The organism is Calditrichota bacterium, from assembly GCA_013152715.1.
Classification (GTDB): domain Bacteria; phylum Zhuqueibacterota; class Zhuqueibacteria; order Thermofontimicrobiales; family Thermofontimicrobiaceae; genus 4484-87.
The window spans coordinates 1-24,646 of the sequence record JAADFU010000010.1 but is presented as its reverse complement, the minus strand read 5'-3'; the positions used below and the strand labels follow the sequence as shown (position 1 = coordinate 24,646).

At 45.7% G+C, this 24,646-nt stretch carries 17 protein-coding genes; 13 read left to right on the top strand and 4 right to left on the bottom strand.

Features of this window, described 5'->3' with window-relative positions; translation table 11 throughout:
* Positions 1 to 57 precede the first annotated feature (57 nt).
* The 7 genes from GXO74_00970 (at position 58) to rlmD (ending at position 11,479) form a co-directional block, all read left to right on the top strand.
* Positions 58 to 1,275 carry a hypothetical protein gene (locus GXO74_00970; protein ID NOZ60231.1) on the top strand — a complete coding sequence of 406 codons (1,218 nt, stop codon included), beginning with the start codon at positions 58 to 60 and terminating at the stop codon, positions 1,273 to 1,275.
* Positions 1,276 to 1,357: 82 nt separating this feature from the next.
* Positions 1,358 to 3,148: a HAMP domain-containing protein gene (locus tag GXO74_00965; GenBank protein ID NOZ60230.1), complete on the top strand. Its 1,791-nt coding sequence runs from the start codon at positions 1,358 to 1,360 to the stop codon at positions 3,146 to 3,148.
* Between the two features lie 537 nt (positions 3,149 to 3,685).
* Positions 3,686 to 3,889 (top strand): 30S ribosomal protein S21, encoded by a 204-nt coding sequence (rpsU, locus tag GXO74_00960; GenBank protein NOZ60229.1) that lies wholly within the window; start codon positions 3,686 to 3,688, stop codon positions 3,887 to 3,889.
* 223 nt (positions 3,890 to 4,112) lie between these two features.
* Positions 4,113 to 4,973 carry an RNA polymerase sigma factor RpoD/SigA gene (locus tag GXO74_00955; protein ID NOZ60228.1) on the top strand — a complete coding sequence of 287 codons (861 nt, stop codon included), beginning with the start codon at positions 4,113 to 4,115 and terminating at the stop codon, positions 4,971 to 4,973.
* Positions 4,974 to 5,157: 184 nt separating this feature from the next.
* Entirely contained in the window at positions 5,158 to 5,571 is a 414-nt protein-coding gene (locus tag GXO74_00950; protein NOZ60227.1) for a SoxR reducing system RseC family protein, read from the top strand.
* Between the two features lie 72 nt (positions 5,572 to 5,643).
* Positions 5,644 to 9,675, top strand: coding sequence for a type IX secretion system sortase PorU (gene porU / locus GXO74_00945; GenBank protein NOZ60226.1), 4,032 nt, complete (start codon positions 5,644 to 5,646; stop codon positions 9,673 to 9,675).
* A 385-nt stretch (positions 9,676 to 10,060) separates the two neighbouring features.
* On the top strand, positions 10,061 to 11,479 hold the full coding sequence (rlmD, locus tag GXO74_00940) for a 23S rRNA (uracil(1939)-C(5))-methyltransferase RlmD (protein ID NOZ60225.1): 1,419 nt from the start codon (positions 10,061 to 10,063) through the stop codon (positions 11,477 to 11,479).
* Positions 11,480 to 11,525: 46 nt separating this feature from the next.
* Here the strand turns inward: rlmD and lon are convergent, their stop codons facing one another.
* Positions 11,526 to 13,874, bottom strand: coding sequence for an endopeptidase La (lon, locus tag GXO74_00935; GenBank protein ID NOZ60224.1), 2,349 nt, complete (start codon positions 13,872 to 13,874; stop codon positions 11,526 to 11,528).
* Between the two features lie 353 nt (positions 13,875 to 14,227).
* Here lon and GXO74_00930 point away from each other — a divergent pair, with 353 nt between their 5' ends.
* Positions 14,228 to 14,680 carry a nuclear transport factor 2 family protein gene (locus GXO74_00930; GenBank protein NOZ60223.1) on the top strand — a complete coding sequence of 151 codons (453 nt, stop codon included), beginning with the start codon at positions 14,228 to 14,230 and terminating at the stop codon, positions 14,678 to 14,680.
* A 52-nt stretch (positions 14,681 to 14,732) separates the two neighbouring features.
* Entirely contained in the window at positions 14,733 to 16,250 is a 1,518-nt protein-coding gene (locus tag GXO74_00925) for a fumarate hydratase (protein NOZ60222.1), read from the top strand.
* A 90-nt stretch (positions 16,251 to 16,340) separates the two neighbouring features.
* On the opposite strand, the gene GXO74_00920 is transcribed toward GXO74_00925, so the two are convergent.
* The 3 genes from GXO74_00920 to GXO74_00910 form a co-directional block, all read right to left on the bottom strand.
* Positions 16,341 to 17,810: a hypothetical protein gene (locus tag GXO74_00920; protein NOZ60221.1), complete on the bottom strand. Its 1,470-nt coding sequence runs from the start codon at positions 17,808 to 17,810 to the stop codon at positions 16,341 to 16,343.
* A gap of 116 nt (positions 17,811 to 17,926) precedes the next feature.
* Positions 17,927 to 20,143, bottom strand: coding sequence for a TonB-dependent receptor (locus tag GXO74_00915; GenBank protein NOZ60220.1), 2,217 nt, complete (start codon positions 20,141 to 20,143; stop codon positions 17,927 to 17,929).
* 25 nt (positions 20,144 to 20,168) lie between these two features.
* A complete protein-coding gene (locus GXO74_00910) occupies positions 20,169 to 20,867 on the bottom strand; it encodes a hypothetical protein (GenBank protein ID NOZ60219.1) in 699 nt (232 codons plus the stop codon).
* Positions 20,868 to 21,293: 426 nt separating this feature from the next.
* On the opposite strand from GXO74_00910, the gene GXO74_00905 reads away from it, so the two are divergent.
* From GXO74_00905 to GXO74_00890, 4 genes are all read left to right on the top strand, one after another.
* Positions 21,294 to 21,929 (top strand): TetR/AcrR family transcriptional regulator, encoded by a 636-nt coding sequence (locus GXO74_00905; protein NOZ60218.1) that lies wholly within the window; start codon positions 21,294 to 21,296, stop codon positions 21,927 to 21,929.
* A gap of 228 nt (positions 21,930 to 22,157) precedes the next feature.
* The gene (locus GXO74_00900) at positions 22,158 to 22,910 is read left to right on the top strand and encodes an electron transfer flavoprotein subunit beta/FixA family protein (GenBank protein ID NOZ60217.1); all 753 of its coding nucleotides are present in this window, start codon (positions 22,158 to 22,160) and stop codon (positions 22,908 to 22,910) included.
* A 70-nt stretch (positions 22,911 to 22,980) separates the two neighbouring features.
* On the top strand, positions 22,981 to 23,967 hold the full coding sequence (locus GXO74_00895; GenBank protein NOZ60216.1) for an electron transfer flavoprotein subunit alpha/FixB family protein: 987 nt from the start codon (positions 22,981 to 22,983) through the stop codon (positions 23,965 to 23,967).
* 140 nt (positions 23,968 to 24,107) lie between these two features.
* The coding region (locus GXO74_00890; GenBank protein ID NOZ60215.1) for an iron-sulfur-binding reductase at positions 24,108 to 24,646 on the top strand (539 nt) is incomplete at its 3' end.

The following is a 24,646-nucleotide window of genomic DNA, read 5'->3' as shown; positions in this document are numbered from 1 at the left end:
ATTCAAAATGGATCAGTAGTTTTTTAATAATATTGTTAGGGAAAAAAGGGAGTTTTCGTGTTAAAAACGCGAACAACTATTTTTTTTGTCAATGTTCTTTTGAATGTTCTGCTTATCCTTTCCTGGAACCGCAGCGACTTTGTCTTTGCTTCGTCGCTGAATTCAGGTAGCAATCATCGATTGATTATCGGTGAAGTGATTGGACGAGTCGATCCCGAGGAAATTTTAGCGCTCATCAAATCCGGCTACTACCCGGTCGCTGAACCCAGTCAGTCGATTAGCTACAAAATCGTTCAGATTGAAAGCGACGAAGTGGTCGTTAAAATCGAATATCCCGGCCGGCAATTTTCGGCTGATAGTCCTCAGCAGCTTGTGTTCAAATTTTTTAATTCGGAGCGCGCGTTAACGTCGGCGCTGATCACAGATCAGATTGATTTTGCGATTACGGAAAGCGATGAAATTGCGGAAGAAGTGGAGAAATCGACCAATTCGGTTTACATCCGACATCGTTTGAAGAAGGCGGATTACGTAAAAATGCTCGCTTTCAACAACGGAAAATTTCCTCTGAATACGCGTCGCGTGCGGCAGGCGCTTACGATCGCTATTGATCGCAAAGAGATTTTTGAAACAACTTTTCGCAAACAAGCTTATTTCGCCGACGGCCCCCTGTCGCAGCAGTCGAAAAATTACGCTAGCGAAATCCGCGGCTACAAGCAAGATCCCAGAAAAGCGCTGCGGCTGCTGATGGACGACAACTGGCACGATCAGAACGGAGATGGGATTCTGGACAAATTGGGCATCCCGTTCCGCATTTCATTGATTTATCCGAAAGGCGTTTTATTGGACGAGCAAATCGCGCGAAGGGTAAAAATTGATTGGAGCAAAATCGGGGTCGAGGTGATAATCATTCCCTTGCCCAAATCAACTATTAAATACAAATTAGCCAGGCACGATTACGATGTGGTTTTGATGGGATATCAATTTGAAGATTCGGCGGAATTCTTCGAGCAAGTTTTCAAATCCACCAGCCCGGGCAATTTTTTATCTTATCGAAATAAAACGGTGGATCGCTATTTTCAATTTTATCACAATGTGGAACAAGACTCAAAAAAGCTGCTTTTTCGCGCCATTCAAACGCAAATTGTCAAAGATTATCCGGCGGCATTTTTATTTTTCCCCTGGCTGGAGCGAATTATTGTCAATACGTCGCGCGTGGCAAACTATCGCAGTAAAGATCAGAAAATTATCCCTTTTATTCATTGGCGCATCCGTTGAACAAACGCGCGGATTGGATAAAGCGGCATCGAGCAAGTGCGACACCAAGTAAGGGCGGAGTTTTGGTTTCAGGTTTTGAAGCATGAAAAAGAACGAAATTGACATAAAGTACCGCTTTATCACCAAACTGTTGATCTCGCACATTTTGATGGCTTCCGTTCCGGTAATCCTGGTAGGTTTTGTGCTCATCGGTACGGCGAACCGCGCGCTTCAACAATCTTACCGTGTTCGCACCATGGAGTTAGTCAAGCATTCCGCCATGGAGATCACCATGACGCTCGATCACGCCGTCCAGGCGTTGCGATTTAATGCGTCTAATTTGTCAAATATTTCTACAAATAAATTGACGCAGGAATTGATAATCAATGAGATTTACAACGAGTTCCCCATTTTTCGTGATTTGAAGCTGATCGATTCCACGGGAAAGATTATTTTGTCGACGTCTTTTTTGGTGGACTCGTCGCAATTTGTGAATGCTTCTTTTCTGCGGTTGTTAAAATCAGGCAATAGTTACCGCTCCGATGTATTCTTGCAGGAAGATCGATTGCCGGCGATGAGGTTGGCGGAGCCGATTTTTCGCTACAATGAATTCAGCGGCGCGCTTATCGCTGATGTTAATTTGAAAGAGATGTGGGATCTGATAGAGAGCAGCGTCTCCGGATCGCAAGCCCAGGCGTTCATTTTTGACCGCAACGGCAGGTTCATCGCCCACTCGGAACGGAAACGGGTCTATTTGGGAGAAAAATTTGAAGAAGGAGACGTGTTGCAAAAAGTGGCGTTGGATTCTATGGGGCAAAGCATCTATGCCAACAAGGATGGCGTTAAAATGGTCGCTGCTTTCATTGGTTTGCCCAAGTACGGTTGGGGTGTTGTTTTTCAACAGAGAAAAGATGTTGCTTTTGCTCTTGCGGATAAAATGAAAAAACAAATTTTACTGTTTGTGGCGATTTTTGTCGCGTTGTCGTCGGTCATCGCGGCGATTTACACGCGTTGGATTGTCACGCCGGTGAATCAATTAATCTCCGGGATTGAACAGTTTGAACGCGGGGACTTGCGCTATCGAATTCCGTTGCTGGGCCGGGATGAGATTTCGATGTTGGCGGAGCGATTCAATGAAATGGCGTCCCGATTGATCGAATTTCAACAGAAACTGAAGCGCAGCGAACGCGCCGAAACGCTTAATAAATTGGCTTCAGTGCTATCGCATGAAATAAAAAATCCGCTGAATGCCATGGTCATCAACATGCAGATCATGGAACGGGAAATGAAGCGGTCAGCGCCGCGATTGGCCAAACTACGCCACTATCTGGAGATCGTCGCGGCGGAAATTCAACGCGTGGACAATTTGGTGAATAATTTTCTGCTGGTGGCTCGTCCGCCAAAATTGGAGCGCAATCCGGTAAATATGAGAAAAATATTGGATGATTTGATAGTTTCGCAGCAAGCCGAAGCGCGACAGGCAGGCGTTCGCGTTAGCCGCCGCTACGCCGTGGACGAAATGACTGTTTTGCTTGATGAAGGAAAAATGCGGCAAGTTTTTCTCAATATTTTTCTGAACGCGCTTCAGGCGATGCCCGGCGGAGGAAATTTGACAATAGAGTTGGGACTTTTGAAGAAAAAGGCAGATAGCGACCAGCCGCAGTGTGCAGTGATTCGTTTTCGAGATACGGGAAAAGGAATTAAAGCGGAAGATTTACCGTTCATTTTTGATTTTTATTATTCCACGAAAGAAGGCGGAACAGGTTTGGGGCTCTCCATCGCTCAGCAAATTGTCGAGGAGCATAACGGTCGCATCGAAGCGGAAAGCGAAGAGGGCGGAGGCGCTGTTTTTTCGATATTTTTGCCAATAAAAAATTTCTTAACTAAAAATTGAATTTTTTCAACTATTGCTTGACAAGGCACTTTTATTTTGCTATATTAAAAACTGCAAGCGAATGATTTGTTTTGCTTTTTTGAGCGTTATTTGTCGGATTCACTCGAAAAAAGCTCCGCTCCCATTTCAAAGAATTCGGCGCATAATTTTGGTGTATCTTCTCCCAAGACAGAAACTCAATTGATTTGCTGATAATTGTCATCATTTTTTGATAAATATCTGGAATAAATAGTGATTTTTGCAATTTTATCGAAACCAAACGGACAATTAATCATCCAAAGTTTAAGAGCAAAGATTCATCAGGTAAATTCAAGTTTCTGTTGTCACGAACCAGAACTAAAGAGGTGAAATTCTAAATTTTAAGCAAAGCGGCGAGAAAACTGAGGATGCAACAAAAGATATCTTCCCTGAAGACAAAGATTCTTTTTGTATTTCCTTGATTTATTTGGAACTTTACTTCATTGATTGAGTATATAATCAAACTTTTTTTCATATTAAACGCTTCTTTAAATAAGGAGAGAAAGGATGTGATGGTCTATGATCACCGTCTTTGTCGGGGAAAATGAATCAATTGATCGAGCAATCCTCAGATTTAAAAAAAAATGCCAGCGGGCTGGTATTATACGCGATTATCGAAAAAATAGTTACTTCCTGAAACCCAGCCAGAAAAAACGCTTGAAACACGGCAAAGCAGTTCGACGTCAGCACCGAATTATGGAAAAGTATGGAACCGTTGAATGATTCAATTTGGTTCATTGAGATGATTACAATTGAATTGGGGTATGTGAAATAACAAAATGGTCGCTGTTCGTGAAACGCCAATTTTAATGGATGCCTCATATTCCATCCACTTTATTTCCTTAAAATTGTTGAAATACAAACTGATTTACCAACGAGATTTAGCGGAGTTGGTACGCAATAAATAAACAGATGCAAACGCTATTAAACTTGTGAATTGGGAGCAATGACGAGTAAGAAGAAAAAATCGACAGGCTCAAGGGGCAAACAGTCCATTGAGAAATATCTTGAGGAGATCGGAAATTTTCAACCACTGAAGCCAGAAGAAGAAATTGATTTGGCAAGAAAGATCCGTAAAGGTGATGAAGAATCTCTGGACAAATTGGTTAAGGCAAACCTACGTTTTGTCATTAGCGTCGCCAAAGAATATCAGGGTCAAGGACTGCCGCTATCTGATCTGATAAGCGAGGGAAACTTAGGCCTGATCAAAGCTGCGCAACGTTTTGATGAGACGCGCGGATTCAAATTTATTTCTTATGCGGTATGGTGGATTCGACAATCCATTTTGCAGGCTCTTGCCGAGCAGTCCCGTGTCGTACGTCTGCCGCTGAACAGGGTCGGCGCCATTAACAAAATAGGCCGGGCTCTGGAAGCGCTGGAAAAAGCGTACGGCCGCGAGCCGAGCATTGCGGAAGTCGCAACAAAAATGGAAATGTCCGACTGGGAAGTCGCGGACGTAGTGAAAACTTCGGCGCGACACCTTTCTTTGGATGAACCTTTCAAAGAGGAAGACGGCAACAGTCTCCTCGACGTAATTAAAAGCGACCGCTACGATCCGCCGGATCAAGATTTGATGCGGGAATCGTTACAGGTCGAGATCGATAAGGTATTGGCTACTTTGAAGCCGCGCGAGGCGGAGATTATTAAATTGTACTTCGGCCTCGAAGGTGACAGGCCGCTGACGCTGGAGGAAATCGGCGAACATTTTAAGCTAACGCGCGAACGCGTCCGGCAAATCAAAGAAAAAGCCTTGCGTCGGCTCAGACATCGCTCGCGATTGGAGCCGCTGCGAAAATATCTTGGCTGATTGAATTGTCTGAATTCAGCGTCCTGATTGTTTTTAATCACGGACGCTTTTTTTATATTAAAATTTGAACCTTGCGCTTTTGACGCCGTTTAATTAATAAAATATTTCAAATCATGAGATGAAAATAGCTCATTTTGCGCGAGGTTGAAGAACAAAAATTTCTATGAAATTTCAGAGGTAAAAAATGATTGAAAGCGGAATTGTCAGAAAAATTGAGAATGACAACGCATGGATTCTGCTACAAAAAGGCGAGCAATGCCACGGCTGTACCGCCTGTCAGGTTTTTGGCGACGGCAGTGCGGAAATTTTGGCCGCCAACAAAATAAATGCCGGTCCCGGCGATAGAGTGGAAATTGAAATTGCGCCGAAGGAACTGATCAAACATTCGGCGGTCATATTTTTGATTCCGGTTTTGGCGCTCATCGTCGGATATTTTCTCGGCGTGAAATATCTCACTGCGTTGTCGATTGGCGAAGAACCTGCCGGAATCATCGGAAGCCTGGGGTTGATGATTGTCTCTTATTTTTTCATCGTGGTTTACGATCGGCATGTGGGGAAGAAAGAGGAATCCGGCGCGCGAATCGTCAGGAAAATTTAGCCACTGCCAGTGGTAAATGGTTCACAAAAAAAATAAAGCAATCCCATAATCGAAACATTTCGGAGCTGTCGTATGGTCGGAACTGAAAAGAAACTCCCTATTTTTTCCATTCGATCAATATTCATCTTTATTTTTGTCATTATTATCGCGCCACATCTTTTCGCTGCCAAGTCTGAAGTGCAAATTTTGCAGGCTGACAATCACAGCGTGCTGCTGCAAATTGCGTTACAATTGGAGAGAATCGATACGGTTGCTGTGAACGGCGCATCATTTCTCAAAATTCAATATCGCAATGCGCTATTGACTGGCGAGCCGGGCAATCCCTGGCTGCCGCGCCGCGTGGTTTCCGTGGGAATTCCCCAGACCGGTGACGCACATGCCGAAATTATCGCTTCGGAATTTGAGGAAATTTCCGGAACCATTGTGCCGGCGCCGCTTGTCAGAAAAGACGGAACGTTGGATTTCAGCGCGGAAAAGTCTGTTTCCGGCAGTGAATCTCCGCGGGTCATTCATCCGCTGGAGCCGGCATTTTTTCGCAATCAGCGGATTCTGCCTGTGGAAATTTTCCCTGTCCAATACAATTCGTCCCGCCGGACCATTCGTCTGTTAAAAAAATTGCAAATTCGCGTCAGCTTTTCCGGAACGGCTGTCACGCCGTCGGTGGCGCCGATTCGCGACAAAAATGAAGAAGAATTTTACAAAGATGTCATTGCTAATTTCAGTCAGTCGAAAAAATGGTTGAAACAGCACAGTCAACTTCGCACGCTGAAAAAGCCGGTACTGCAAGGCGGCGAATACATCAAAATCACAGTGCAAAATGAAGGTTTCTACAAAATTTCCGGCGCCGACCTCGCCGCGCAAGCCGTGGATTTGAGCGCCATCGTCCCGGCGACGCTGCGCATTTACAATAATGGAGGCCGTGAGCTGCCGCGCGACATTCGCACGCCGAGACCCGACAGTCTCATCGAAAATGCAATCTACGTGTCCGACGGCGGCGACGGCAAGTTTGATTCCGAAGACTATCTTATTTTTTACGGTGTGCCTGTCGAATATTGGGACAGCGAATCCGATACCAGTCAATTCTTCAGCCATTACATTAATCATTACACGACGAAAAATGTCTATTGGCTCAAATGGGGCGACGGAAAAACCGGCAAACGAATTCAGACGCGGCGCGCCAGTTCCGACCCGAATGTGATCGCCAATCTGGATTTTTACGGACGTCATTTTGAGGAAGATGAAATTAATAATTTTCTTCATTCGGGTCTTGATTGGTTTGGCAGACTGCTGGCTGGCAACCAAACACAAAATTACAGCGCTTATCTCCCGGCTGCGGAAAATACGGCAGATAATCTCGTGATGCGCATACGATTTTATGGTTTGACCTCTTCTACGCATCGCATTTCCATTTATGTCAATGATCAGCTTTTTGCCACGCATCAGTTTCTGGGCAGTCGTTTTGAAACCATTGAAAAAACCGGTACGGTCAATTTTTCAGAGAGCGGGTACAACAGTATTAAAATTCAATATAATGGCAATAACGCCGAAAGCCAGATGTATCTCGATTGGTTCGAGCTTTTTTACAAAAAGAAATTTGAAGCTGAAGATAGTTACCTCTGGTTCATGCAGTCCGCAAGCGGCGCGCAGAAATACCGCGTGACCGGATTCAGCAGCAATGATATTCATGTTTTTGACGTGACAGATCGCTTTGAAATTGCAGAATTGACCGGAACGGAAATTTCTTCCGGGACAGTGACTTTTGTGGACGATTCTTCCGATACGCTGTTGCGGCAATATGTTGCTCTGACGCCGGAAGCGTATCGCACGCCGGCATCGCTGGAAAAAGTGAATGTGGGAGTTATTCGTTCGCTGAACGACGGCGCGGATTTCCTCATCATCACACACGACGATTTTTACAATGAAATTTTGCCGCTCAAAGAGTTGCGCGAGCAAATGGATAGTGTCAGCACGCAGATTGTCAAAATTTCCGATGTGTACAATGAATTTTCCTGGGGACTCACCGACCCGACGGCAATTCGCGATTTCATCAAATATGCGTTTGACAACTGGTATCCGCAGCCAAAATACGTTTTGCTTTGCGGCGACGGCGATTATGATTATAAAAATTTGAAGGGCAGCACCGACAAAAACTGGATTCCCCCGTTTGAAACTACGGAAATGAACGAAAATTCCAGTCGCGCCACTGACGACTGGTACGTCATGGTCAGCGGAAATGATGCCGCGATCGATCTGGCAATTGGCAGGTTTCCGGTTCAATCGGCGGAAGAAGTAAGAAATGTGGTACAGAAAATTATCGATTATGAAAACTCACCTTTAATTCAATCGCAGAGCGCACTGGCTTTGGATGATTGGAGAAATGTTGTCACTATGGTCGGCGACGACGAAATAACGAACAAAACGGATAATGAAACCCAGCACACCAGAGATGCCGAAGATATCATTGAAAATCTTGTGCCGGATTCTTTTGAGAAGCAAAAAATCTATTTGATTGAGTATCCGGCCGAGCGCGATCCCTCAACGTCCGGCATCATGAAACCAGCCGCGACGGCAGCGCTGCTGGATTGTCTGAACAAGGGCACGCTGATTGTCAATTACATCGGTCACGGCAATCCGACTCTCTGGGCGCACGAGCGATTGCTCAAACAAAGCCGGGATCTGGCACTGATTCAAAATGAGCATCGACTGCCTTTCTGGATTGCTGCCACGTGCGATTTTGGCAGATTTGACGATCCGTTGGAGCAGGCATTTTCCGAGGAATTGTTTACAGAAAAAGATCGCGGCGGAATCGGCTTTTTGAGTTCCACGCGGCTGGCTTACGCTGATCTCAATACAGCGTTGAACCGGCTTTTTTATGTGCATCTTTTCAACGGCCAACAACCGACCGAACGCATCGCAGTGGCGCTGATGAAGGCAAAATTGGCAAATTACAGTGTGACTAACGATCAGAAATATCATATTTTTGGCGATCCGACGATGCGGTTGCGAGCGCCTCGTTATTCGGCACATTTCACGAAGATCCAGCCCGATACTTTGAAAGCTTTGAGCAAAATTCGCGTCGAGGGCTACCTGGGGAAAAGCGAGAATGCATTTTCAAATTTTCAAGGAAAGGCACTGCTCAAGGTTTACGATTCCAAGCAATTCAAAATCTACTACACTGTGCGCAATTCACAAATTCGTTACTACTCGCCCGGGAAAACAATTTTTCGGGGAAATGTGTCGGCAAAAAACGGACACTTTGCAGCGGAATTCATTGTTCCCAAAGACATTACTTACGGCGGCAATTTAGGTCGCATCAGCATCTATTTTGCGGATCAGCAGATTCAAGGCGTGGGTTACCGCGACTCGGTGCCGGTAGGGGGGACCTCTTTTCTGAAAGACGAACAAGGACCCGAAATCCGTATCAGTTTTGAGGGAACCCAATTTTCCGATGGCAAAACCGTTCCCAGAAACTCTGTCCTGGAAGTGGAATTGGCGGACAGCGTGAGCGGCATCAATATCGTCGGCGATATCGGCCATAACATTACCATGACGCTGGACGATCTGGAGGCGGAAAAAATTGTGCTTACGGATTATTTCAATTATTACGAAAATAATTTTCAGGCGGGCAAGGCGCTCTATGATTTTTCCACTCACAAATTGCCGGCTTCGCTGACGCAGAGTGCGGATACCCCCGAATACGGCTTGCCATTGGGAACGCACACGATCACTGTGAAAGCGTGGGATAATTTCAATAATTCTTCGGTGAAGACAGCGACTTTTCAGGTAGTTTCTGAAGATGAGCTTGTGTTGCAGGATGTGTTCAATTATCCCAACCCGTTTTCATCTTCCACAACATTCACGTTTTACGCCAGTCAGCAGTGCGAAGTGAAAATAAAAATTTACACCACGCGCGGCACCCTGATTCAGACGCTGGAAGGAATCGTCGCGGAAGCGGCAATTAATCAAGTTTACTGGGATGGTCTTGATCGCGATGGCGATGAATTGGCAAATGGCGTCTATTTGTACAAAGTAATCGCTCGGGCGCCTCACGGAGACAAAACTATCAAAGCAGAAAAAATCGGGAAACTGGTAATTTCTCGATAAAAAAAAAGAGCTCTCCGTGGGGAAACGAAGAGCCCATGCTCGTATTGCGGAACAGCAAGAATTCGGGTCAAATTCGCTGTTTCGGTTGGTTTGTTGTGCTTGTAAACCTCCCATTAATGATTACTAAACAGATGCCGTGCAAAGTTGCAGTGCTTTTGTTTGTTGTTTTTTAATATTCAATTATAATGCCAACGAAAAAATCAGCAAAAAATTAGTTAACTCAATTAAAAATAAAATGATAATTCTTGTCATTATTTAACATCTTGAAATTAAAAGAAATAAGGAAAAACAATAGAATTTTGAGTGTATCAGATTGCAACAGTGTTCTATTTTGAGACAGTTTTTTTGACATCTTGCCGCAATATCTCCAACTCAGGGATTTTTCATGCCAAAATTTAAAAGAAACGAAATAGTTGAATTGACAATAGAATCGTTGGCGCTCGGCGGCAAGGGCGTGGCTCACGTTGATGGTTACACTGTTTTTGTGCGGCGAGTTTTGCCGCAGCAGCGAGTCAGGGCGCAAATTGTGCGTTCGAAAAAGAGCTATGCCGAAGCCCGAGTGGTGGAAATTGTCGAACGCTCGCCTTTTGAAATCGAGCCGCGGTGTCGTTACTTCGGCGTGTGCGGCGGCTGTCTGTTGCAAAATTTATCTTACGCTAGCCAATTGCAACAGAAACAGTCTCAGGTCGAAGATACGATCAAATTTTTGGGCGGTTTCGTTAGTGTGCCCATGATGCCCATGCTGCCATCGCCGGAGATTTTTTTCTATCGCAACAAAATGGAATATTCCTTCAGTCCCTTGCGCTGGCTGTCGCGCGAGGAAATTGACAGCGAACAAGAAATTGAACGAAATTTTGCGCTGGGATTGCACGCGCCCAATGTTTTTGACAAGGTCGTGGATATTCATGAGTGCCATTTATTGTCCCGGCAGAGCAATGAGCTATTAAATTTCGTCAGGAGCTTTGCCAAAAACACAAATTTAAAACCTTACACCATAAAAAAACACACCGGCTATTGGCGCTTTCTTGTCTTTCGCGAGACCCGGGAAAAATCGCAAATGATGGTCAACATCATCACTGCTGATGACGCGGAAGGGCATGGGGCAGTGGACGAGATGGCGAGCCAAATTCAGCGTGAATTTCCTTTTGTCACGACCATGGTGCATAATATTAGTCGCAAAAAAGCGCAGATCGCTTTTGGCGATGAAGAGCGGGTTCTTTTTGGCGAAGGATTTATCGAAGAAAAGTTAGGAGACAGAATATTTCGCATTTCAGCGAATTCATTTTTTCAGACGAATTCCCGACAGGCGGAGCGATTGTACCAACTGGTCGTTGAACGAGGCGATTTTCAGGGGAGTGAAATTGTGTACGACCTCTATTCCGGCACCGGCAGCATCGGCATTTTCATCGCCGATAAGGTGAAAAAGGTAGTCGGCTTTGAAATCATCGCTGCCGCTGTCCACGATGCGCGCAAAAACGCCAGGCGCAATCAAATCGAAAATTGTGAATTTGTGCTGGGAGACATCAAAGATCAGGTGTTGAATACGGCGGAATTAATAAAAAATTTCGGCAAACCGGATGTGATCATCATTGACCCGCCTCGTTCCGGCATGCACGCGAAAGTTTCGGAGAAAATTATTGAACTGGCGCCAGGGAAGATCATCTACGTTTCCTGCAATCCGGCCACGTTGGCGCGAGATCTCAAAATTCTGTGCGACAAAGAATATCGCCTGACGTCAGTGCAGCCGGTGGATATGTTCCCGCACACGGCGCATGTGGAGACTGTGGCAATTTTGACGAAATAAAAAGCCAGATTTCTTCATTAAGAAACCTGGCTTTTCTATCTTCAAATCACTCACTTGCCGCTTCAATTTTTTTCATTTTTTTTAAATCAAAAGCCAGCTTCAAAATATCAGACATCTCGGTCAAAAAGTGAAACTGCATCTCTTTTCGGATATGTTCGGGAATGTCGATCAAGTCTTTTTCATTCTTTTTCGGGAGCAGCACTGTTTTTATGCCGGCGCGATGAGCAGCGAGGACTTTTTCTTTGATGCCGCCGACGGGGAGGATATTTCCGCGCAGCGTAATTTCACCGGTCATGGCGACGTCAGAGCGAACTTTCCTGTCCGAAAGCAATGACACCATCGCTGTGAAGAGCGTCACTCCGGCCGAGGGTCCGTCTTTGGGGATGGCTCCCGCCGGGATGTGAATGTGAATATCAAATTTCTCGTGAAAATCTCCTTCAATGCCCAGCTTTTCCGCATTTGCGCGAATGTACGACAGCGCTGCATGGGCCGATTCTTTCATCACATCGCCCAATTGACCGGTGAGCGAGAGTTTGCCTTTGCCCGGCATTTTAGTAGCTTCAATGAACAAAATGTCTCCGCCCACCATGGTCCAGGCAAGTCCGACAGCAATACCAGTTTGATTGATACGTTCGGCTGCTTCGGAATAAAACCGGATTGGTCCCAGATATTGCTCCACTTTTTTCGGCGTAATGATGGATTTTTTTATTTTTGACTGATCTTTTGCCGTGGCGACATCTTTGGCAACGCCGCGGCAAATCGCTGCGATCTCTCGTTCCAGATTTCGCACGCCGGCTTCTCTGGTGTAAGCGTTGATGATGGACCGCAGGGCGTCATTGCGGAACGAAATGTTTTTCTCAGTTAAACCGTGCTCCTTGATTTGTTTGGGCACAAGAAATTTTTTCGCGATGTGTACTTTGTCTTCTTCCACATAACTGGGAATTTCTATGACTTCCATGCGATCGCGCAACGCCGCAGGAATCGGTTCCAGCATGTTCGCGGTGGCAATAAACATTACTTTTGACAGATCAAACGCCACCTCAAGATAGTGATCGCTGAAGGAAAAATTTTGCTCCGGATCCAAAACTTCTAACAACGCGGACGAGGGATCCCCGCGAAAATCGTGACCCAATTTATCAATTTCGTCGAGCATGAAAACCGGATTATTGGAACCGGCTTTTTTGATGCCCTGAACGATGCGTCCCGGCAAAGCGCCAATGTAAGTGCGGCGATGGCCGCGAATTTCCGCCTCATCTCTGATGCCGCCTAAAGACATCCGAATGAATTTTCTTCCCATGGCTTCGGCGATGGAGCGCCCGAGCGAAGTTTTTCCCACACCAGGAGGTCCCACAAAGCAAAGAATAGGTCCGCGCATGTCGTTTTTCAGTTTGCGCACCGCCAGATATTCAAGAATTCGCTTTTTGACTTTCTCCAAATTGTAATGATCGGCGTCCAATTTTTTCTTCACTCTGGCAATGTCTAAAATATCTTTGGTGGTTTTACTCCAGGGGAGGTCGATCAGCCAGTCGAGATAAGTGCGCGCGACCGTGTATTCCGCCGACGCCGGGTGCATTTGCGAAAGGCGATTGAGTTCTTTCTTCGCGACCTGGCGCGCGTCTTCGGGCATTTTCGCCTTCTCAATTTTATCGTGCAACTCATCGAGTTCCGATCCTTCGACGTCTTCGCCCAACTCGCGTTTAATGGCTTTCAATTGTTCGCGCAAATACATTTCCCGCTGCGTCTGGCCTATTTTGTTTTGAATGTCAGTCTGGATTTTTTCGCCCAATTCCAACGTTTGTAACAGCTTGTTAATAATGATATTTGCTTTATTGAGACGTTCCTGAATGTCGAACGTATTCAAAATTTCCTGTTTTTCTTCAATCTGTAAGTTGGAAAACGCGGTGACCATGTCCGCCAACATGCCCGGTTCTTTGATGTTGGAAACCATCACTAATTGTTCGTAAGTGATGTCGCTAGACAGATCCACGACGCGTTTGAAAATATTGCGCAAATTAGCCGATAATGCCTCGACGCGTTCCGGTTCGTGAATAGTCAGATCCTCGTTGCGGATCGGATCAAAAACCGCTTTGAAATAGGGCTGCTCCTGAGTGTAGGTGATTACTTTCAAGCGGTGCAATCCCTGAATCAGAATTGTCTTGCTGCCGTCGGGCATATCTATTTTGCGCATGATTTTCGCCGCTGTGCCGATGGTGTACAAATCTTTCGGCGTCGGATCATCTTTCGAAGAATCTTTTTGTGTGATGATGGCAATAATATTGTTTTCCTCGCTCAAATCATTGAGCAAGTTCAAAGATTTTTCCCGTGCCACAGTGACAGGCAAAAATTGCTGAGGAAAAAGCACCTCGTTGCGCAAAGGTATTACCGGCAAAATCATCGGAATCGAAGCTGTGTAGTCTTTTTTATATTCACTCATGGGTGATCCTTTTGCTTCTCAATTTAAATTCTATTTTCAAATTCTGTCTTTTTCTGAGTCCTTCTTGAGAATTTATCAACTGCGTTTCGGCAAATTGTGTGCCACAAGCAGCGCAAAAGTTGTAAGTGCTGCGAATACAGATGATTATAAGAGTTGTTCTAAATTTCAGCAGAGAGAAGAAGGCTGACGTTTTGGCAAATTATTGGCGTTATGTCAAAATGACAGGTACTTTTGACAGGAAATAATAAAGAAATTACTTGAAATTTAAAGAAATCATGCATATATTTCACTATTAAAATTACGGAGAGTTTCAAATGTACAAAAAAATTCTTGTTTTACTGCTTGTCCTTTTTCTTTTCGCGATTTCCTGCCAGCCACTTGCTGACAAAAATGCGGCAAAAAGTGAAATCAAACAATTAATTGCAAAATACAACCAGGCTTTTGACGCCAAAGATTTTGATCAATTCGTCTCCTTCTGCCATGAAAATTTTCGTTTTTTTACTCTCGACGGCCAGGTTCTGGACAAACAGGCCACTCCTTCATTTTTAACGAAAATTTTAGAAGAGTGGGACGAAATTCATTCGCAGGTTCAGAACTTGGAAATTGACAGCGATCGGGAATTGGCGTTTGCGCGCTACACGGTCGTTTACAATTACGAAACGGACGGTTTGCCTAATTCGATGACTGCGCAAATTACGGTCGTATTCAAAAAAGAAGCAAAAAAATGGCAGATGTATCATTTCCACATGTCTCGCCGTTATTTTTAAAATAAAATGATGTGATTTCTCTCCAACTAAAAAATTTCTTTAAGGAGGGCTAATGGATTACGTGAAGGTTTCAGAAAATATTTTGGAGTTGATTCGCCGGACATCGTCATTCTTGCCTCAGGACGTGGAACAAACGCTCGCTTTGCGAAAAAAATTAGAAGCGCCCGGGTCAAAAGCCGATTTTGCATTGGATCTGGTGTTGCAGAACATTGGGCTTGCGAAACGGCGATCTCTGCCAATCTGTCAGGACACTGGTTTGCTCAATTTTTACATCACTTATCCGCTGGGTACGGACATTAATAAATTGCAAAGAGCAATCGAAGACGCGGTAGTGACGGCAACGAAAAAAGGCTATTTACGACAGAATTCCGTGGACAGTCTCACCGGGGAAAATTCCGGAACCAATCTCGGCCCGGGCAGCCCGGCGTTTAAATTTTATCAGGGCGACGCTGCGGAGATTGAAGTGAAACTCATTCAAAAAGGCGGCGGCTGCGAAAATATGAGCGCTCAGTACAAATTACCGGCAGAGTTCAACGGTAAAAAGTACGGCAGAGACCTGGAAGGCGTGCGTGCGTGTATTCTGGACGCGGTGTATCAGGCGCAGGGAAAAGGCTGCAGTCCCGGATTTTTGGGCGTGTGTGTCGGCGGAGATCGCGCCACGGGGTATGAATGGGCAAAACACGAGCTTTTACGTGAAGTAGATGATGTGAATCCGATTCCCGAACTGGCAAAATTAGAAAACCAGATTCTTGAAGAAGCCAACCAACTGGAAATTGGTCCCATGGGCTTCGGCGGAAAAATGACGATTGGCGCGTGTAAAATAGGAACGAGAAATCGTCTTCCGGCTTCGTTTTTTGTGACCATTGCTTACATGTGCTGGGCTTACCGACGACGCGGTGTTGTGTTGAATCAGGACGGCGAAGCTGTTCGCTGGCTGTACCAGGCTCCTGATGAATTTGAAAAAGAGGTGGATTTTCCCGATGACTTTAAAATTGAATCAAAGGCTGTAAAAGTCCTGAACACGCCAGTTACTGAAGAACAAATCCGCTCGCTGAAAGTCGGCGATAATGTGATTATCAACGGTACGATTTTTACCGGCAGGGATGCGGTTCACAAATATTTGTACGATGGCGGGGAATTAGATGTGATCAAAAATGGGATTGTTTACCATTGCGGCCCGGTGATTCTCAAGGAAAATGGCGAATACAAAACCATGGCGGCAGGTCCCACCACTTCCATTCGGGAGGAACCGTACCAGGGCGAAATTATCAAAAAATTCGGCATCAAGGCGGTGATCGGCAAAGGCGGCATGGGGCCCAAAACGCTGAAAGCCTGTCAGGATTACGGGGCAGTGTATTTGCACGCCATTGGCGGAGCAGCGCAGATTTACGCAAAAACCGTCAAAAAAATTCCTCACGTCTATTTGGAACAATTCGGTAGCCCGGAGTCTGTCTGGGAATTTCAGGTGGAAGGATTCCCGGCAGTCGTAACGATGGATTCCCACGGAAATTCGCTGCACAAGGATTTGCTGGAGGCGTCCGGGGAGAAACTGGCTAAATTGCTTAAGTAGGAGATCTCAAATCAAAAACAAAAACCCCCTCTGCAGCAACTTTGCAGAGAGGGTTTTTTTGTTTCTTTGAAGAAATTTAAAGATTCAAAATTAGAATGCGAAATTCAATCCGGCCATAAAGTTGTTCACATTCATCTTGTAAGTTCCAGCCATATTGTCGTATGAACTGGATGTTGAATCATATTTCCAGTCGGCGATTGTACGGTCGCCGAATAGCATTTTTTCATAGCTGGCATAAAATTTGAAAAGACCAAAATCATAGCTGAGCCCCAGATTGATCGAATTGCTTCTGCCAACATCGGGAATCGTAACGGTCATAGTTTCATCCGGCGGGGCTGGCGGTTCTGTGTAGTAACCGGCGCGAATGCCTAATTTATCTGTGACGCAATATTCAGCGCCGAGACCGAGACGTATGCCATTCTTCCAGTTTTCCACTAATCCGGATTTTGTGCCATCGTCCATGTCGATATTGATGACATCCCAGGAAGCCCACTGGGTCCAGGAGAGGTCGCCAGAGAACATCAATTTATCCGTCGCTTTGTAGGCGAAACCTCCGCCAACTGTCATCGGCAGCGGGAGAGTCGCTTTGCCGGGAGCGTCGTTTGCCAACACCATTTTTTGGCCACTGTACAATCCTAAAATTTGTTGTTTAGAGGCGGCATCAATTTGTCCCATTGCTTCCAGTCCATCTAATGTCTGGCTGAGCTGCTGGAAAATTGCAGAACTTATTTTTGCGCCGTAAGTCGCAGCGTTGATTTTTCCGTCCAAGGTCATGTCGTTGTAATAAATTGCCGACACGCCCAGTGACAGTTTTTCGCTCACGTCAAATTTCAGGCCGATATTTGCGCCGAACCCAAAACCGTTTCCGGTGAGTTTCTTTTCGGTCAGAATATGATTGTAAGTAGCGGCATCCAAGCCCATCGGAGCCAGTACGCCCTGCTTCAATGCAGCGTTGCTGGGATCGAAAATGAGCGGATTGGGCGTCGTTACCGGCGTGCGAATAAGAATGTCAGCATAAGTGATGATCGCGCCTACGCCAAAAGAGAGTTTGTCTGTTACCTGATAGGCGAAAGTCGGCTGAATAGCGATGACCTGCAAATCAGATTCGTAATCGATGGTCGGATAGTCGCTGTTGTAAGCGGCTGTATTCATCACATCCCACTGACCGCCCAGACCAAACGGCGCGTAAACAGCGAGGCCGAAGCTCATATTGTCCATGCCATAGACAAGACCGGCAGCCGGAATCAAAAAAGTCTTCGGTTCATTTTCTACGCCACCAGTTCTGAAAACTGAGAACGGCATCACTGAGTTATTTGTGAAAGTATATTCGCCGACTGGGATGATAGCTTCAGATGAAAAGCCAAAGTGCAAGCCTTTAATCTGGGTCAAACCTGCCGGGTTCCAGTACATGGCGCTCCAATCGTTAGCAATACCGCGGAAATTTCCGCCGAGAGCCGTGGCGCGCGCGCCGATTCCGGTCAAGCCCACGCCTGAAGCAAAAACACTACCAGCTAATAAAAGCACGAAAAAAAATGTTGTGATGGATGAAGTTCGTTTCATTTGTTTTGTCCTCCGATTTGGTTTTATGTTAGTTCTGTCAATGTAGCTCGGTTTCACAAAAAGAATTAATTTGCCGGATATCACCTCCCTCATTTTGTTTTTTAGTTATGGCAAAATTAAAAACGTCCATTGACGCTGAAAACATAATGGCGGACAGGAGCCATATTTCTTTCAATCTGGGTGTAACTGTAGTTAAATAAATTGTTTATATTAAAAGACAACGTCACGCGATCCATTTTGTAGCTAACTCGCGCGTCCCAGACTTTTTGCGGGACACGTTTATCCGTTGGGTAAACTTTGACGCTGTCTAATTTGCTGACGTAGCGGAAATCAATGCCGAAATCAAATTTCCCTAAATCAAAATCCACTGAGTTGGTGAACAGATGTTTTGCCCGATAGGCAAGGGGCGCGGAGAAGGAAACTTGCGGGTCTTTTTTGCCCGCTAATTTTTCCGCCCACCAAAACAGCGTGTAATCGCGAGACACATATTTCGGATCAAGCAAAGTGTAGCTGGTTTTGACGTGAATTTTTTTCTTCAACCAGTTGGACTGTGCCATGAATTCCAGTCCGCGTATTCGCGCGCGATCGGCATTAATGAAAAATACCGTGTTTTGTTCGTCGCGATCAGGCTCGATGAAATTTTCGTAATCATTGTGAAACAACGCTAAATCCAACAACAGATTTTCGCTGAGAATCTGATTGATGCCGATTTCGTAAGACCAGGCTTTTTCCGCTTGCAAATCCGGATTGGGAATGATTCTGAAGCCCGAGGTTGTCGTTTCTGTGAACATTTCCGCCATTGTTGGCGAGCGAAATCCTCTGCCGACCGAAGCGCGAAAAGTGGAAAATGGCGAAGGTTTTACTGTAAAACCAAGCTTGGGATTGATTTGCGAATCGTGAATGCCAGTGTCCACGGTGTGGTAGTCGTAACGAATCCCGGCAGTCGCGGTGACGAGCGTACCGAAATGAATTTCGTCCTGCAAATAGCCAGCCCAATTTGTGCCAGTGTGATCGCCAAACATGGCAGAATTTGTGATGTCGTGCACGGTTTCTATTCCAAATGTCAGCGACTGGCTGGATGTGAGCACATAATCCGCCTGCGTCTCGAAACCGATATTTTGCGCCTGAGAGTAATCATCGTTATCGTGATAGTGGTGTTTCCAATAATTTTCAAAGTAGGAAACGCGAATTTTGTAAGTAAAGCGTGGATTTACTAATTGACGAAAGACGCCGTTCGTGCTGAATTTTGATGAACTGGTCCAGTCACCCACTGATGTGACAGGCATTTCGAAAACGTCGTTTTGGTTGCGCCACTGAAAAATTTCGCCGTGGTCGCCGGTGGAAAAATTGGTCTGTAGCGTGAGTTGGGATTGAGTGTCGAAATGGATGTCCATTCTACCGAGTAAATTCCAGTTGATGTAATCGCCGTTTTGCTGATAGCCGGTGGAAGTTCTTCTCCCTGCGGAGAGCAGAATTCCAATATTTTTCCATTTTCTGGAATGGGTCACATCGGTCTGGCTGAAATGCTGCGTTTTGTCCGTCCATTTCCATTCCGGATAATAGGGCTTGTCGTAAATGCCGGTGGAAAATTTCAATTCCGTGTACGGTTCCGAGGATGGTTCTTTGCTGATGATATTAATCACGCCGCCGATGGCATAGGAGCCGTACAACGCGGAGCCGGCGCCTTTGACCACCTCTACCCGTTCGATTTGACTGATGGGAATGATGTCCCATTTGATATCGCCGCTGTCGCCGGGCATCATGGGAATGCCGTCTAACAGCAGCAACACGCGGCTTCCTGCGCCGAGGCTGAAGCCGGAAGAGCCGCGAATATTGACATCGCCATGCATAAAGTTGACGCCTGGCGTGTATTCCAGCACTTCGTTGAGGTAGGTTCGATTGCGGCGTTCGATCTCGCGCGTCGTGACCAGACTCACGCTATTGGGCACATCCTGAAAACTTTGCGCCTTTTTCCCGGCGGTAACGATCAATTCCGGCATCTCCAGTACTGTCTCCGGTAGTTCGAATTTAATTTTTGTGGTCTGCTGATATTTCACTTGCACAGTGACTGTTTTACTCTTGTAGCCGATGATGGTCGCTTTGATGGAATAATTGCCCACCGGCACTTTCTTCAGGAAAAAATGTCCCTGCAAATCGCTCATGGTGCCAATGTTTGTGCCTAAAATGACGATGTTAGCGCCGATCAACGGCTCTTTTGTTTTGACGTCCAAGACGTCACCTTCGAGTGAACCGTGGGTAGAAACCTGCCCTTGCAAGTTCACAACAGCAGCGAAGATGAAAATGAACGCGATATTTAAAAATATTTTTTTCATGATCAAAAATTGTTTTCAATTCATTTTAAAAAGTAATTGTAAAATCAGGCCCGGCAATCGTTGTATCTTCGGCTACGGTGTATGGCGTTTGATCCAGAGCAATGATACTGTTCAAGGAAAAAGAGTCATTAATTTTAAAAAGCAAAACCGCCGTTGCAACATAGTGCGCCGGAAAAGCGTCAATTATGTACTGCGCTGAATCGCTTCCGGCGGGAACGCCGTTGCTGAAACTGATGTCCAACAGGGTCGGGAGCTGTACTGGAAATAAAGAAAATTTTGTCGTGGCAATCACCCTGACGTCCAGCACTGAGTCGGGCCATGTGCCTTCGAATTTGATCGATCCGACAATTTTGCTATTTGTCACCCGATGCGCCTGGGCGCGATTGACAAAAATATTGACGTTTCTCGCGACAGAAGTGTCGGAAGCGAGGACGACTTCGCCGGGGGTGAGCGAATCGGTTCCTGTGTAATGCAAACCACAAATACTGGCGATGGCCCAGGTAGAATTCTGTTCGCGCCAGGCCACGCCGACTAATTTGTAAACGCCGGGTTCCAGATAAAAATCGTAATCGTAGCTGTCGCCGGTGAGAGGAATCGATTCCCCGATAATCAAATCTTCGATTCCCGACGGCGGGAACCGCGTGGCGCCGACCAGACGAACTTCTTCCGCTGGCGCCGGCCATTCGCCGCGGTAGCTAATTGTCCCTTGAATGTGGCTGCGCATTGGTTCTAATCCGTGATCCATTTCGCAGGTTAAAGCAAAAAGAATGAACAGTGACGCTATTAAATATATAATTTTATTGCAAAACGACATTTTTTTTCTCTCTAAAAAAAAATCCATGAACGTATTGTCATGGTATTTAAAAATGAATGAAGAGATAAAAAATTTTATTCAATTGTGGATAATGTGACGCATGTCAGTTTTCCCGGGCAAAGAAAAAGTTTCCTCTTTGTTAGCACTATTGAATTATTACAACATATTAATAAAATGAATATTCAATTTAATGTCAAGGAATATTTGAAAAAATTGAAGTTGTGATAAGTGATTGAAATTTAAAGGGAAAAAGTACTTGACATTTATTGAAAAAATGTTATATTACTGAATGAACGTTCATTCATAGAAAATTTTTATCGGAATTTCGGGTGGAAAATGGCGCGAAAAAAGAGTGACAATGGCGATAAAAGGCAGCGAATCCTGAACGCGGCGGCGCGCGTGTTTGCGGAGCATGGATTTTACAATTCCAAGATTTCTCAAATCGCCAAATTGGCAAAAGTTGCCGACGGGACGATCTATCTCTATTTTGAGAACAAAGACGATATTTTGATTACTCTTTTTGAAGAGGAAATGGGCAAAATTATCTTCGAAATGAAGAAAGTCATCGCTGAAAAGCGAGGATTTGAAAATAAGATTCGCGCTTTCATTGACAAACATCTCAGCTTGATTGGCGAAAACAGGGAATTGGCCGAGGTGATGCAAATTGAGCTGCGGCAGAGTCACAAATTTATGAAGAATTACAGCGGCACGAAATTTAGCGATTATCTGAATATCATTTCGTCGATCATTGTCCAGGGCCAGAAAGACGGCGATGTTGAACCGGAGATTGTTCCGGGCATCGGCAAACGAATTTTATTTGGCGCGTTGGATGAAATTTCCAGCTATTGGGTTTTATCAAAAAATAAAAAATACAGTTTAAAAATGTCCGCCAGACTTATTGGCGACATCTTCATTGCGGGAATTCGGCGAAAGGACAGCCCGGCGTCGGGGCGCGAGAATCGCAATGATTGAATTGGTTTTTGGCAACAGAAGTCGCTCAATTTTCCGCAAAGCAACCTTGAGGTTGTCGTTTTTAATTAAAAAATTATTGACTTTGTGATTTAATATGTTATATTAAAAAAGTTTCAAGGCAATTTTTGACGCTTCAAAAATACACGCACCCCGGAAAATCCGCTTGATGAAAAAAAATTTTGGACATAAAAAACCATCTCACCTTCTAACAATAACTGGGAGAGATCTATGAAGATTATTGTTTGTGCAAAACAGGTTCCGGACACGGAAACGCGAATAAAAATCGCTCCCGATAGCCGGCATATTGAAACGACGGATATTCACTGGATTCTGAATCCTTACGATGAATACGCCGTGGAAGAGGCGATTCGCATCAAAGAGAAAAATCCCGGGACGGCGGTGACCGTGGTCAGCGTGGGACCGGAGCGATCCACGTCTGCGATTCGGACGGCCATTGCCATGGGCGCGGACGAGGCAGTTTTGGTGAAAACTGAAAATGAAAATCCGGATTCCCGCGCGGTAGCGAAAGCGTTGGCGGAAACGTTGCAATCCATGGAATACGATCTCATTTTATTCGGCAAACAAGCCGTTGACGACGATAATCTTCAGGTCGGGCCTCGCGTGGCAGAGCTGCTCAATTTGCCGTGCGTGACTTTTGTTGCCGAATTGGAATTGGGAGACGGAAAAGCTATCGCCAAACGCGAAATCGAAGGCGGCATCGAAGTTTATGAGACGAGTTTACCGGCGATTGTCACTGCAGAAAAAGGATTAAATGAGCCCCGTTATCCTGCATTAAAGGGAATCATGATGGCAAAGCGCAAGCAAATTGACGAGAAACAAGTTGCTCTCGAAGCGCCGGCTGTCGAAGTTTCTAAATATGAATACCCCCCGGCGCGCGAAGGCGGAAAAATTGTCGGCGAAGGCGCTGACGCGGTACCAGAATTGGTTCGCTTACTACATGACGAAGCAAAAGTCGTTTGAAAATTTTGCTCGTCTTTTTTGGCATCCTTTTTTACAGCATAATTTCCGAAAAAAATTCATGGAGGCATAAATGGCTTATTCCGTATTAGCAGTTACTGAACAACGAAATGGAAGTTTTCGAAAAGTGAGTTATGAGATTTTGAGCGAAGCCCGCCGGCTCGCGGATGAATTAGGCGGAGACGTTGCTGCTGCAATTTTGGGGAATGAAATTGCGCATTTAGCGGAACCGTTAGCCGCTTACGGCGCTGACGCGGTATTTGTCGCTGATGATCCGATTTTTACCAACTATTCGCCGGAAGGAAGCAGCAAAACGATCACAGAATTGGTCAAAAAACTTGAAGCGAAAGTGGTGCTGTTTGGCGCTACGGCGATGGGGAAAGACCTCGCTCCCCGAGTTGCTGCCAGATTGGATGTGGGTTTGGCGACAGACTGCGTGGCGCTGCGAGTGGAAAATGGCGAAATCATTGCGCGGCGGCCCATGTACGCTGGGAAAGTCATTGCAGAAATGAAATTTAACACATCGCCTGTGTTGGCGTCGCTGCGGCCGAATGTGTTTGCGGTCACCGAAAAAGATGGCGCGTCAAATATTCAAATTGAAAAGGCGGAAGTCCCGGTCGCGCAGAATGATTTAAAAGCGGTAGTCAAGGAAATCATTGCGCGCAGCGGCGGCAAGTTGGATGTCAGCGAAGCGACAATTGTTGTCTCTGGCGGACGCGGCATGAAAGCGCCGGAAAATTTTAAAATTCTCGAAGAATTGGCCGAGGTACTGGGCGCCGCCGTCGGGGCGTCACGCGCGGCAGTGGATGCCGGCTGGCGGCCGCACTCGGATCAGGTCGGTCAAACCGGGAAAACCGTGTCGCCGAATTTGTACATCGCCTGCGGCATCTCCGGCGCGATTCAGCATCTCGCGGGAATGTCCTCGTCCAAGTGCATCGTCGCTGTCAACAAAGACCCGGACGCGCCGATTTTTCAGAAAGCGGATTACGGCATTGTTGGGGATTTGTTTGAAGTTGTGCCGAAATTGACGGAGGAATTGAAGAAGATCGTGGAAAAGTGATTATTGTTCGCTTTTCGGTTTTTGCTTCTCTGAATGTGCTTTTTTAAACAGAAAGATTTCAATTTTTCAGATGTACCCCATTTTTGAGATGGAGTACATCTTCCCAATTTTATTCCATTCACCAAAACAGGGGAAACAACATGCTTCCATCCCGCGAGGTTTTCTGGAATATTTCCTTTCACAATTTGCTTTATCCGTTAGCGCTCATAGCGATAGTTTTGTTCATTTATGGCTTTTACCGTCGGGCAAAACTCTGGGCAGCGGGTCAGCCGCATGAAATTACCGGCTCCGCAGGGCAGCGGCTGAAATTACTGCTCACTTATGGCATTGCTCAAGGGCGCGTGCTCAAAGAAATTTACCCCGGACTCATGCATTTGCTCATGTATCTCGGTTTTGTTCTGCTTTTCATCGGGACGTTAGTCGTGAGTTTTGATTACGACGTCTGGGGACTCATTTTCGGCTGGGGTTCTTTTTTAACAGGAAATTTTTATTTAATTTTTTCGCTAATTCTGGACATCGCCGGCGGCGCAGCGATTTTAGGCGTGCTCATCGCGCTGTTTCGGCGTTACGTGCAAAGACCTGCTCGTCTGAACAATACAGCGGATAATTTACTCAGTCTGATCTGGCTGCTGATCATTTTGATCAGCGGATTTTTTGTGGAAGGATCGCGGCTGGCAGC

Coding starts and splice junctions, on each gene's coding strand:
- GXO74_00965 (NOZ60230.1), top strand. CDS start 1,358: ATGAAAAAGAACGAAATTGACATAAAGTACCGCTTTATCACCAAACTG.
- rpsU (NOZ60229.1), top strand. CDS start 3,686: ATGATCACCGTCTTTGTCGGGGAAAATGAATCAATTGATCGAGCAATC.
- GXO74_00955 (NOZ60228.1), top strand. CDS start 4,113: ATGACGAGTAAGAAGAAAAAATCGACAGGCTCAAGGGGCAAACAGTCC.
- GXO74_00950 (NOZ60227.1), top strand. CDS start 5,158: ATGATTGAAAGCGGAATTGTCAGAAAAATTGAGAATGACAACGCATGG.
- porU (NOZ60226.1), top strand. CDS start 5,644: ATGGTCGGAACTGAAAAGAAACTCCCTATTTTTTCCATTCGATCAATA.
- rlmD (NOZ60225.1), top strand. CDS start 10,061: ATGCCAAAATTTAAAAGAAACGAAATAGTTGAATTGACAATAGAATCG.
- lon (NOZ60224.1), bottom strand. CDS start 13,874: ATGATTTTGCCGGTAATACCTTTGCGCAACGAGGTGCTTTTTCCTCAG.
- GXO74_00930 (NOZ60223.1), top strand. CDS start 14,228: ATGTACAAAAAAATTCTTGTTTTACTGCTTGTCCTTTTTCTTTTCGCG.
- GXO74_00925 (NOZ60222.1), top strand. CDS start 14,733: ATGGATTACGTGAAGGTTTCAGAAAATATTTTGGAGTTGATTCGCCGG.
- GXO74_00920 (NOZ60221.1), bottom strand. CDS start 17,810: ATGAAACGAACTTCATCCATCACAACATTTTTTTTCGTGCTTTTATTA.
- GXO74_00915 (NOZ60220.1), bottom strand. CDS start 20,143: ATGAAAAAAATATTTTTAAATATCGCGTTCATTTTCATCTTCGCTGCT.
- GXO74_00910 (NOZ60219.1), bottom strand. CDS start 20,867: ATGCGCAGCCACATTCAAGGGACAATTAGCTACCGCGGCGAATGGCCG.
- GXO74_00905 (NOZ60218.1), top strand. CDS start 21,294: ATGGCGCGAAAAAAGAGTGACAATGGCGATAAAAGGCAGCGAATCCTG.
- GXO74_00900 (NOZ60217.1), top strand. CDS start 22,158: ATGAAGATTATTGTTTGTGCAAAACAGGTTCCGGACACGGAAACGCGA.
- GXO74_00895 (NOZ60216.1), top strand. CDS start 22,981: ATGGCTTATTCCGTATTAGCAGTTACTGAACAACGAAATGGAAGTTTT.